This window comes from Suttonella sp. R2A3 (genome assembly GCF_021513215.1).
GTDB lineage: Bacteria > Pseudomonadota > Gammaproteobacteria > Cardiobacteriales > Cardiobacteriaceae > JAHUUI01.
This window is the reverse complement of the sequence record NZ_CP090975.1, coordinates 506,473-518,755: the sequence shown is the minus strand read 5'-3', so window position 1 is coordinate 518,755 and position 12,283 is coordinate 506,473. Positions and strand designations below refer to the sequence as shown.

General features: G+C 50.7%; 5 protein-coding genes. All 5 read left to right on the top strand.

Annotation, left to right across the window (positions count from 1 at the left end; genetic code table 11):
• Positions 1-7: 7 nt before the first annotated feature.
• The 5 genes from smc to glgA all read left to right on the top strand — a co-directional run bounded on the left by smc (position 8) and on the right by glgA (position 12,273).
• Positions 8-3,397, top strand: a complete 3,390-nt coding sequence (gene smc / locus L0B52_RS02480) for a chromosome segregation protein SMC (protein WP_235064961.1) — start codon at positions 8-10, stop codon at positions 3,395-3,397.
• An 80-nt stretch (positions 3,398-3,477) separates the two neighbouring features.
• A complete protein-coding gene (glgB, locus tag L0B52_RS02475; protein ID WP_235064960.1) occupies positions 3,478-7,608 on the top strand; it encodes a 1,4-alpha-glucan branching protein GlgB in 4,131 nt (1,376 codons plus the stop codon).
• Positions 7,598-9,535 carry a glycogen debranching protein GlgX gene (glgX, locus tag L0B52_RS02470; protein WP_235064959.1) on the top strand — a complete coding sequence of 646 codons (1,938 nt, stop codon included), beginning with the start codon at positions 7,598-7,600 and terminating at the stop codon, positions 9,533-9,535. The genes glgB and glgX overlap by 11 nt, the downstream gene beginning before the upstream one ends.
• Positions 9,536-9,593: 58 nt before the next feature.
• Entirely contained in the window at positions 9,594-10,859 is a 1,266-nt protein-coding gene (gene glgC, locus L0B52_RS02465) for a glucose-1-phosphate adenylyltransferase (protein WP_235064958.1), read from the top strand.
• 4 nt (positions 10,860-10,863) lie between these two features.
• Positions 10,864-12,273: a glycogen synthase GlgA gene (glgA, locus tag L0B52_RS02460; protein ID WP_235064957.1), complete on the top strand. Its 1,410-nt coding sequence runs from the start codon at positions 10,864-10,866 to the stop codon at positions 12,271-12,273.
• Positions 12,274-12,283: the final 10 nt, after the last annotated feature.

The window sequence follows — 12,283 nt, the reverse complement described above, 5'->3', positions numbered from 1 at the left end:
CCGACGAATGCGCCTAACCGCGATTCATTTACACGGTTTTAAATCGTTCCCCGAGCGTACGGTGTTTCCTGTCGATGCACCGCTAACCGCGATCCTCGGGCCCAATGGCTGTGGTAAATCGAATATCATCGATGCGGTGCGCTGGGTGCTTGGTGAAAGTGCGGCCAAACAGCTGCGCGGTCAGGCGATGAGCGATGTCATATTTGCTGGCTGTCAAAGTCGCGCGCCAAGCCGTCAAGCCTCGGTTGAGCTTCATTTTGATAACAGCGATCAGCAAGCCGGCGGCGCGTTTGCCGATTTTGCCGAATTGGTGATTCGTCGTGAAATCGATAGTGAAGGGCAGTCGCGCTATTTGATCAATAAAAAACGCTGTCGACGTCGCGATATTATCGATTTATTGCAAGGCAGTGGCGTGGGTGCGCGCAGTTATGCGGTGATCGAGCAAGGGATGATCAGTCGTGTGATTGAGGCGAAGCCTGAAGAGTTGCGCAGCTTTATCGAAGAAGCCTCGGGGATTGCGGTTTATCAAAGCCGTCGTAAAGAAAGTGAGCGACGGATGGCGCGCGTTAATGAACACCTTACTCGCCACGATGACCGACTTTATGATCTCACCCGACAGCGCAGCCGGTTAGAACAAGAGGCGGAGATCGCCCAACAATACCGCGAAATACAGCGCCAGATTAGCGATCAACAACATCGCTTAAATAGTTGGCAATACCACCGCCTGCAGATCCAACAGGCAACGCTCAACAAAGAAAGCACAGAGTATGAAACGCAGTTGATCGAGATGATGGCGGTGCTTAATCGTGAACAAACGCAATTACCTGAAGTGGTACAACAAGCAGAAGACGCGCTGAACACCAAGCGTCAAGCCGCGGCTAACTGGCGCAAAGCGCAGCAACACGAACAGCTGATTAATCAGCAGCAGCTCTCGCAAAACCAAGCACTGCGTCATACGTCCGCTCAGCTTAACCAACTCAACGAGCGACAAGCGCGGTTGGACAAACAAAATGCGGCCGATGGTGCGCAGTTGCGTACGATGCAAGAAGAAGTGCAACAGGTAGAACGCGCGCAACAAAACTATGACGCCAGCTATCACCAGCAACAAGCCGATTATCAAAATAAAGAACAAACCTACCACGCGCAGCAGGCAGCGTATGATACTTTTACTAAGCAACGCGCACAACGCGATGCTGAACGCGCGCAAGCACAAAGCACCTTTGATCAAGCCACAAATCGTTTAGAGGCGCTAGATCAACGGATCGCTGAGCGCACGCAAGAACAACAAGCACATGAAGATCATGCGCTGGCGGTTGAGGAAGCTGCACTCGCCCAAGAAACCCAGGCGCTCGCCGTAGAAGACGCCGAAGTAGAGCTTGCGCGCATTGAAGCGAACCTTCAAACAACTGAAGCGGCGCTCAATACTGCCCAGCAAGACGAACAAGCTGCCAGAGACGCGTTCCAACACGCCAATCATCAGTACCAAACGTTGCAGCAGTGGGGCGAAGAAGCGCAAGAGGTACCAAGTAGTGAGGCGCCATTATTGCTTGATGCGCTTCGCGTTGATCCACTCTGGCGAACTGCTTTGGAGCGATTTTTGGGTAAGCGCTTGCAGGCGGTATATCAAGCAAAAGGGAATCATCAAAACGCGTTAGCACAACAACAGGCGCTGGTTAGCGCAGGCGATGTACCGCTGCCTTGGCAAGAGATTGTGCAGTCTGAGGCTGCTTTGTCTGATTGGCTGGCCGATGTTTGGCCGTTGGCTGAGCATGATGTTGATATCGATCTGAAATTGCTTGATAAAAACAAACATTATCTCACGCTGGATGGGACATTGATTACTGCGCATAGCATTGTACCGCTGCGTGATGGGGATCAATCAGGCGCATTAGCGCGTAGTGCACAGCGACGAACGCTGGCTGAAGAGCTACCAGCGCTCGAAGCCGCTTGGCAAGATAAAATCCGCGCTCACGAGCAAGCAAAAATCAACCATCAACGCTTGAAAATAGAGATCACTCAAGCGCAACAAGCCTTGGCGAGCCAGCGTGAGGCGCATCAACAAAGCGCTAATACACTGATTATAAAGCGCAACGCCCAGCAGTATGCTGAGCGTTTGGCGGCTGAGCAACGTGCCGTATTGCATAGCTGGCAACAAGAGCGCGAGAGTACGCAGCAAGCGCTCAATCAGGCGCAGGCACAACTCAATACGCTACCTGATGACGCGGATGATAGCGCGGTGGATGAGCAAGCATTAACGCGTGTGCGAGATGAGTGGCACAGCGCTCGTCAAGCGCTGAACCAGCTTAGTCAGGAAAAGCAGACTAACGAAACACGCCTAACCACACTGCGTGCGCATATTCAGGCGTATATCGAGCGCGAGGCACGTAATGAGGCCGAGCAAGACGAGATTAAGGTACAACAGCAGTACTTAACCAGCGAGCAAGAAACGCTCAGTTTAGCGTTAGAAACCTTAGAAGAGGAGCTGATAGCAGCTAATGAATCACTGCTTGAAGCCGAAACGGGGATGCAAGATGCAGAAGTGCGTGAGCATGAAGCCACCCAAAACGTGCAACGGTTAGAACGTACACTCGATCGCCGACAGCATGAGATAGATTTAGCGCAGCATCAGATGGCGCAGTACCAAGACCGCAGTGCAACGATTGACGAATCAATCGCACAATTGCAAGCCCATTTTCTCGATAGCGACCGCAAAGCGATTATCTTTCCAGAGGATATGACGCTTGATGAACGCTCACTTCAGCGTAGCTTGAAATCCTCACAACGAGCGTTGACAGAGCTTGGTGCGGTGAATCTCAGTGCGATAGAAACGTTTCGCAGCGTCGATGAAGAATACCAAACGCTTAATCAGCAGTGTGAAGACCTGCGCCAAAGCTTGGATCAGCTTAATGAGGCGATTCGTGAGCTCGATGAAGAAACCCGACAACGTTTACACGAAACGATGGGGGTGATTAACCACCATTTTGCGGCGCTGTTCCCACGCCTGTTTCGCGGCGGTGAGGCGGCGCTCGAATGGTCAGAAGACGATGTGTTAAGCGCGGGCGTAAATATCCGCGTGCGCCCACCAGGGAAAACGATTAAAAACTTAAGCGCGTTATCCGGTGGTGAAAAAGCGCTCACGGCGATCGCTTTAGTGTTTGCCTTATTCCGCCTAAATCCGGCGCCATTTTGTTTGCTTGATGAAGTCGATGCACCGCTCGATGATGGCAACGTCGGGCGATTGACCGCGCTGTTGCGTGATATGGCGCAGCACACCCAGTTTGTGGTGATCACCCACCACAAAACCACCATGCAAGCGTGTGACCATTTGATCGGGGTAACGATGAGCGAACCCGGTATATCGCGCTTGGTCGCGGTGAGCTTTGATGAGGCACAATAAATCAGCAGCAAAATAACCTTAAATGACCGCTTGTGATACGCTGACATATAAAAGATACTGACAAAAGTGGCAGGTGATCGATGGAAGCAGATCAGTGGATCATGCGAACGTATTACGCCTTAGATGGCACTTTGGTTAATGCCTCTGATGAGGTGATCGATGCGTTATCTGCTATGCTCGAGGGCAGCCACCAAGGGTCTTTTCTAACCACGCTGTGCGTTGAAGCAGATGCGGCGCAGACGCTTGAGATGCCATTTGCCACGGGCGCCTCTCTAGAGCTTTATGATGAATACAACACGCTGTGTGCGGAGTTGATCAGTTCAGTACATGGTGAAGTGGCTTTGCCAGCACTCGATGCAGGCTATTACACAGTGCGCGATCATCAAGCGCAGCAAGTACGTTTGGTTGTCGCTCCTCGGCAAGTTTATCAGCCACCAGTGCTCGAGCAGGGCGCTAAATTGAGCGGAATCACCTTGCAGCTTTACAGTTTGCGCAGTGCGCATAATTGGGGGATTGGCGATTGTGCGGATTTAGGCGAAGCGATTGATCATTTTGCGGCGCGCGGTGCGGATTTTATTGGTATCAATCCTTTGCATGCCTTATTCGCTGCTAACCCTAAAGCGGCCAGCCCTTATAGTCCATCATCGCGCTATTGGTTGAACCCGATTTATCTTGATGTCGATCATGAACCGGCGTTTTTAGCGAGCAGCGAGGCGCAAGACTGGTGGCACAGCGAGCAAACGCAAACGCAACTTGCTGCAGTGCGCGCCAGTGAGTGGGTGGATTATCAGTCGGTGTGGCAGCTGAAAGATCAGGCATTGCACTTTGCGTTTGCCCATTTTTATGAAGATACTGCTTTTACTGCTGAGCGTGAGGCATTTAGAGCTTTTTGTGACCAACACGGTGCATCACTCACCCAGTTTGCCTGTTTTCAAGTGCTTGATGAGCATTTTGCCTCAACGCAAGGCTGGCTAGGCTGGGCGCCAGAATATCACATGGTAAATAGTGAAGCGGTACAGGCGTTTTCTGCGGCACATTCACACGAAATAGACTACCACCGTTGGCTGCAATGGCGGCTGGATCAACGGTTGTGTTCATTGAACGAATACGCGCACGAAGCCGGTCTTCGCTTAGGGTTATACGGTGATTTAGCGGTTGGTGCGGCGCGTGGGAGTGCGGATGTTTGGGTAAATCGTGAACGTTATGCGCTTGACGGGTCAATCGGTGCACCGCCGGATGTTTTTAATCCACAGGGACAAAATTGGCAGTTGTCGCCGTTAAATCCACAGGTGTTGTTGACCCAGGGTTGTGCAGCATGGATAGCGCTGTTGCGTGCGAATATGCGCCATTATGGTGTACTGCGGATTGATCATGTGATGGCGCTGATGCGCCTATGGTGGGTCGCATTTGGGGAAGGTGCACAACATGGTGCGTACGTGCGTTATCCGCTTGAGGTACTGTTGGCGATTTTAGCTTTGGAAAGTACGCGGCAGCGTTGTTTGGTTATCGGTGAGGATCTGGGCGTTGTGCCTGATGAACTGCGCAGCTTGCTGGCTCAATATGGTGTTTATACGTATCGTGTGCGCTATTTTTCTGAAGATACTCAACAGTTCCCAGCACGTGCTCTCACCACTTTAGGTACGCATGATGCCGCGCCGTTTGTTGGTTATACTCAAGGTAAAGATATTGATCTATTGCACGATCTGGACGTTATTGATGCGACAGACAAACAAGCGTTACATGCGCAGCGAGCGCAAGTACTTAAAATGATGCGTTTTTCCTTATCGGGTTATGTGACAAACGCTGGTGCAGAAACTTTACATGATGCGTTACTCCAAGATTTGGCACGCTCCCCCGGTCAGTTACTCGCCTTACAGCTGGAGAATCTCTTTCAGTTAGCAATGCCGTGCAATATCCCTGGTGTGGCGGAAGCTTATCCTAATTGGCGGCTGAAAATGCCGGCAGCAATTAGCAGCTTGAATGATGCCGATTTGTGGCACACTGTGACCAAAGCGCGACAGGAGAAAACCATGACAGCGTTAGTAAGTGAAGAGGATCGCCAGAATATCGATGATGTCTTCGTTGCACGTTTGCACAATCCTTTTGCTTGGCTCGGGGTGCACGAGTGTGACGGTCGAACGTTGCTGCGCGTCGTACAACCTGATGCACAGGCGGTTCAAGCGGTCCTTGCTGATGGTAAAGCTTACGCCCTTGAATTGGTCGATGACCGAGGTTTGTTTGTCGGCGAGCTGCCGTATTGGAGCGATGAGTATACTTTGCGGGTGTTGCGTGATGGACAAGAACAACGCGTGGATGATGCGTATCGCTATACCAGTGCTTTAAGCAATTATGATTTATGGTTGCTTGCAGAAGGGGAACACCTGCGTCCTTACGAGCAGCTCGGCGCGCATCCGATGAATCATCAGGGCACTGCAGGGGTGCGGTTTGCGCTATGGGCGCCCAATGCGCAGCGGATCTCTGTGATTGGCGATTTTAATCAATGGGACGGGCGCCTCCACAGCATGCGTTTTCATCCAGGAAGTGGTATCTGGGATATATTTATTCCGGGTGTGGCGCGTGGGGCAAAATATAAATTTGAATTGTTAGACGCCGAAAATCAGGTTCGCCTTAAGGCTGATCCTTATGCTTTTGCCGCAGAACTACGCCCAGATAATGCGTCTGTCGTGCATGGTTTACCGGATAAGGTGTGTGTGTCGACTGTGCGTCAAAAAGCGAACGCCCGAGAAGCACCAATCAGCATTTATGAAGTTCATTTAGGTTCATGGCGCCGCCGTTTGGACAACCATTATTGGCTGGACTACGACAGAGTTGCTGATGAGCTGATCGATTATGTGGTTGAGATGGGGTTCACCCATATTGAATTGCTGCCGGTGGCTGAATTTCCCTTTGATGGCTCGTGGGGCTATCAAGCCACTGGTTTGTATGCACCAACCGCGCGCTTTGGTGATCCGGATGGATTGCGGCGCTTGATTGCGCGTGCTCATGAGGCAGGTATTGGTGTGTTGCTCGATTGGGTGGTTGGGCATTTCCCGACTGATGAACACGGCTTGCGCCATTTTGATGGGACGCCACTTTATGAATACGCCGATCCGCGAGAAGGCTATCATCAAGACTGGAATACGCTGATTTACAATTTCGCCCGCCATGAGGTGCGCAATTTCTTAGTCGGCAATGCTTTGTACTGGATTGAGCGTTATGGTTTTGACGGCTTGCGCGTCGATGCGGTCGCTTCAATGATTTATCGTAATTACAGCCGTGAAGAGGGGCAGTGGATTGCCAATCAATACGGTGGCGCTGAGAATCTCGAAGCGATCGAATTTTTGCGCCGCAGCAATGCAATTTTAGCACGTGAATGTCCACAGGCGATGATTGTTGCCGAAGAATCGACCTCATTTCCGGGGGTGACACAAGCAGTCGAGCATGGCGGTCTGGGTTTTACCTTTAAATGGAATATGGGCTGGATGAACGACTCTTTGCGTTATATGCGCCATGATCCGGTACATCGTCGTTACCATCATCAGCTGATGAGCTTTGCGATGATGTACCAATACAGCGAATCGTTTGTTTTGCCGCTCTCCCATGATGAGGTGGTCCATGGTAAAGGATCGTTACTGGCACGCATGCCCGGCGACTGCTGGCAACAGTTTGCCAATTTGCGCGCCTATTTTGCCTTTATGTGGGGGCATCCCGGGAAGAAATTGCTGTTTATGGGTGGGGAATTCGCCCAAGGCCGTGAATGGAGAGAAGACAACAGTTTGGATTGGTTTTTGCTTGATGAAGCCAATGGCCCATGGCATCGTGGGGTGCAACGCTGGGTACGTGATTTAAATCATGTCTATCGGCATCATTCGGCGTTTTTTGCTGGCGATGATAACGAGCAAGGGTTTACGTGGCGAGTGGTGGATGATGTCGGACAGTCGGTGTTTGCTTTTGAGCGCCTTCATGCTGGTGAGCGTGTATTGGTGGTGGTGAATTTTACCCCAGTTGTGCGTGAGAATTACCGTATTGGGGTTGGCGCGGCGGGGCGTTATCGTGAGATGCTCAATTCTGATGCCTTAGAGTATGGCGGCAGTGGCGTAGGTAACGCTGGTGAGGTGACAACGGACGCGCTGTTTGCTCATGGTGCTGAGCAATCGCTTAACCTGACTTTACCACCGCTTGGCGCGCTGTTTTTATATCATGAAGGCTAGAGCGTATCCACTGGGCGTGACCTTGCGTGAGGGTGGCGCAAATGTCGCTTTGTTTAGTCGCAATGCCAGCCAGGTCTGGCTGTGTTTATTTGATGATGCGGGCAAAGAAACGCGTCATGAACTGGCTTACCGTGAAGACGATGTTTTTTTTGATTTTATACCTGATATTAAAGTGGGGCAGCGCTATGGGTTTCGCGTGGCTGGTGAGGGGAAATGCTTTAACCCACAAAAGCTGCTGATAGACCCCTATGCGAAAGCGTTATGTGGCAAACCGCGTTATGGGTCGGCAGAAGAAGCCGCATGGTTTCACTATAAAGATCCACGTGATAACGCTGAGCGAGCAGTACAGTCAATAGTTATTGATGAGCGCTTTGCTTGGGATGACGATGTATTACTACAAACACCTTGGGCACAAACGGTACTTTATGAAGTGAATGTTAAAGGCTTTAGTGCTGAGCGACCTGAAGTACCGCACGAGCAACGTGGCACCTTTTTAGGCTTGGCGCATCCAGCTTCGCTGGCGCATCTCAAAGCATTAGGGATAACCGCTGTTGAGTTACAACCTGTCACCTTTGGTCTTGATGAACCGCATTTGCAGCGTTTGGGCTTAAGCAACTATTGGGGGTATAACGTGCTTGGCGCGTTTGCGCTTGATCCGCGCTTTGCGGTAAACGATCCTTTGCTTGAATTTAAAACCCTGGTTAAAGCGCTGCATCAGACAGGGATTGAAGTGATTCTCGATGTGGTGTTCAACCACAGCGCGGAAGGTGAACTAGACGGACCGATGCTCGGCGCACGAGGGATAGATAACGCCAGCTACTATTGGAACGACGGTCAAGGAAACTACGCAAACTGGAGCGGCTGTGGCAATACACTCAAGCTCGATGAGCCGATGGTGATGCGTTGGGTGTTAGACAGCCTGCGCTATTGGGCAGAAGCGTGTCATGTCGATGGCTTTCGTTTTGATTTAGGCACTGTGTTGGCGCGCACGCCGCACTTTGATAACCGGGCTGCATTACTGCAAGCGATGGCGCAAGATCCACTGCTCGCCACACGTAAAATGATTGTTGAGCCGTGGGATTTAGATACCTACCAACTTGGCGCCTTTCCACCACCTTTTGCGCAGTGGAATGATCGTTTTCGTGATGATATGCGACGTTTTTGGTTGCGAGGGGACCTGTCTTTAGGCGATTTTGCTATGCGTTTTGCTGGCTCTGCGGATGTGTTTCGTCACCAGCACCAGTCGGTATGGCGTAGCGTTAACTTTATCACCGCGCATGATGGGTTTACCTTAGCTGATTTGCTTAGCTATCAACACAAGCATAATGAGGCCAATGGTGAGGATAACCACGATGGGCATGATGAGAACTTCAGCAACAACCATGGTGTAGAAGGCCCCAGCGATAATCTGCAAGTACTTGAAGCACGTGCGCAAAGCGCAGAAGCGCTGCTTGCCACGCTACTGCTTGCTAATGGTACACCGATGCTGCTTGCCGGTGATGACATAGGGCATTCGCAGCAGGGCAATAATAACGCGTACTGTCAGGATAATGCGTTGACGTGGCTGGCTTGGTTAGAGGCCGATGAATTACTGCATGAGAAAGTACAAGCGCTGCTTGCTCTACGCAAAAAACTAGTGGCTGATGGTGTGCTGGGTTCGTGGTGGGATGAGGACGCGCAATGGTTTAACGGTGTGGGTGCGGCGATGGTTGAAGAAGATTGGCGCAGCCACGATGGTGTGTTGCAGCTTGTGCTCAAAAATCGCTGGTTGGTGGTGATTCATCGCGTATCGAATGAGCAAAGCCTGAATTTGCCTGAAGGTGATTGGCAAGCAGTGTATGGTCAGCGCTGTACGCTTGAGGATGATCGTAGAGCGCTGTGTTATGGCTCGGGGATTAGCGTTTTTCGCCATAATTTACTTATTTAAAACGCTAAATGCGTTAATATAGAAGAAAAAGGATGCTGGTGAATTTAAGGAGAAGATCATGATGCGTTCAGCCCAACAAATGCAGCAAATCTCAGAGGATACGTTGGTTTTGATTTTGGCGGGCGGGCGCGGTTCACGGTTACATGAATTTACCGATAAACGCGCTAAGCCCGCCGTCTATTTTGGCGGCAGTTGGCGGATTATTGATTTCCCTTTATCTAATTGTATTAATTCTAATTTACTCAAAATTGGCGTGATTACGCAATATGCTGCGCATTCTTTACTGCGTCATTTGCAGCGCGGCTGGTCTTTTTTGCCGTATGAGCGCAATCAGTTTATCGATATGTTGCCCGCGCGCCAGCAACTTGATGATCAAACATGGTATCGCGGTACAGCCGATGCGGTGTATCAAAATGCTTCAGTGATGCAGGATCACTACCGTTCGAAGTATGTGGTGATACTAGCCGGGGATCATATTTATAAAATGAATTATATGCAGATGCTGCTTGATCATATCGATAATGATGCGCGCTGCACGGTGGCGTGTATTGAAGTGCCGCGCGATGAGGCGCATCAATTAGGCGTGATGGCGGTTGATGAGAACTACCGGATAACCGATTTCCTCGAAAAACCCGAAGATCCACCGGCGATGCCGGGTAGAGATGATGTGTCGCTTGCTTCAATGGGGATTTATGTGTTTGACGCGGATCACTTGAACAACCTGCTGCGTGATAACCTTAAAGACGGCAGCACACAGCACGATTTTGGTAAAGACATTATCCCGCAGGCACTGGCCGCAGGAGGCTTGTTTGCGCATCCATTTACGCGCTCGTGTGTGCACGAATCCGATGAGCCTATTTATTGGCGCGATGTCGGGACGCTTGATAGCTACTGGCAGGCCAATATGGATTTGATTCACGAAGAGCCACAGCTGGATTTGTTTGATACGCAGTGGCCGATTCGCTCGATTCTCTCGCAAAACACCCCAACACGCTATTTTTTTAACGAAAAAAGTAACGCGAAAATCAATAGTTCAATGATTGCTGGCGGCAATATCATCCACGATGCAACCATTTTTCATTCGGTGTTATTTAACGACATCACAGTTGGCGAACACAGCTATATTGAAGAAAGCGTGATTTTGCCGAATATTCGTATTGGCAAAAATTGTGTGTTGAAACGCTGCATTATCGACCGCGATTGTGTGATTCCTGACGGGATGGAAATTGGTGTCGATATCGAAACCGATCGTGCCCGTTTTCGAGTGAGTAGTACCGGGAAAATCGTCCTTGTGACCGAACCGATGCTACGTAAGCTCAGTTAACGCGATGAAGGTACTTCATATTGCCTCAGAATGTTATCCGCTGATTAAAACTGGTGGGCTGGCCGATGTGCTCGGTGCGCTACCTTGGGCGCAGGCGCAAAGTGGCGCGGATGTGCGCGTCGTGTTGCCGTATTATCCGGCAGTGGCCGAGCTTCTGCCCAAAGCTCAACCGATTGATGAATTACACACCTTTGCCGGAACGATCATTCTGCGCGAAGCCAGCTATCAAGGGCTGAGTCTTTATTTACTCGACGCGGCGCATTTATTTGCGCGCCATGGTAACCCCTATCACAATGCCGATTATCAAGATTATCCTGATAATGTGTACCGCTTTGCAGCGCTCGCTTGGGTGGGCGCGTCATTAGCTGCCGGGCTTGATCAGCGTTGGGGGCGCGCCGATGTGTTGCATGCCCACGATTGGCAGGCAGGGCTGGCTTGTGCGTATATCAGCCATTGGCGCGTGCGATTAAAAACGGTATTCACCGTACATAACCTCGCCTACCAAGGGCTTTTTGCTGCTTGGCATTTGACCGAGTTGGATTTACCCAGCTCGATGTTTGCGATCGAAGGCTTAGAGTTTCACGGTCAGCTATCAATGCTCAAAGCCGGGTTGTATTACGCTGATGAAATTACCACAGTTAGTCAGTCGTATGCTCAGGAAATCACCGATAAGATGTATGGTTACGGGCTCCATGGATTGCTTCAACACCGTGCGGCACAAGGGCGTTTGCACGGCATCTTAAACGGCATTGACCCAAAGATTTGGGCGCCGGAAACGGACCCTTATATCGCTCAGAATTATTCGCGGGTAAAAACGCTCAAGCATAAAACAGAGAGTAAATACGCCTTACAGCAACGATTCGGGCTTAGTGAAGACGCGAATAAACTACTTTTGGTGATGGTCAGCCGTCTAACCGAGCAAAAAGGTGCTGATATTTTGCTCGAAGCGCTACCGAGAATTTTGTCCGATCAAGACGTTCAGTTTGTGTTGCTTGGTAGCGGAGAGCCTTCTTTAAGCGAAGCATTTGCGCGCTTGGCAGCAGATTATCCCCAGCAAGTCGGTGTGCATATTGGTTATGATGAAGCGCTGGCACATCAACTCATTGCTGGCGGGGATGTGATTGTCGTGCCGAGTCGTTTTGAGCCTTGTGGACTGACCCAACTATACGGTATGGCCTATGGCACACTGCCATTGGTACGTCATGTGGGTGGCTTAGGCGATAGTGTGCGTGATGGACAAACTGGGTTTGTGTTTCATCAAGCGAACGCTGAGGATTTATTTGAAGCGTATCAACGCGTACGTACACGTTGGGACAAACCACGTAGCTGGCAATATGCACAGCGCCAAGCGATGGCAGAGGATTTCGCTTGGGCAAATGCCGCGCAGCGCTACCTTGAGCTATACGCACAATAATAAGGGGTGT

Coding starts and splice junctions, on each gene's coding strand:
- glgC (WP_235064958.1), top strand. CDS start 9,594: ATGATGCGTTCAGCCCAACAAATGCAGCAAATCTCAGAGGATACGTTG.
- glgA (WP_235064957.1), top strand. CDS start 10,864: ATGAAGGTACTTCATATTGCCTCAGAATGTTATCCGCTGATTAAAACT.
- smc (WP_235064961.1), top strand. CDS start 8: ATGCGCCTAACCGCGATTCATTTACACGGTTTTAAATCGTTCCCCGAG.
- glgX (WP_235064959.1), top strand. CDS start 7,598: ATGAAGGCTAGAGCGTATCCACTGGGCGTGACCTTGCGTGAGGGTGGC.
- glgB (WP_235064960.1), top strand. CDS start 3,478: ATGGAAGCAGATCAGTGGATCATGCGAACGTATTACGCCTTAGATGGC.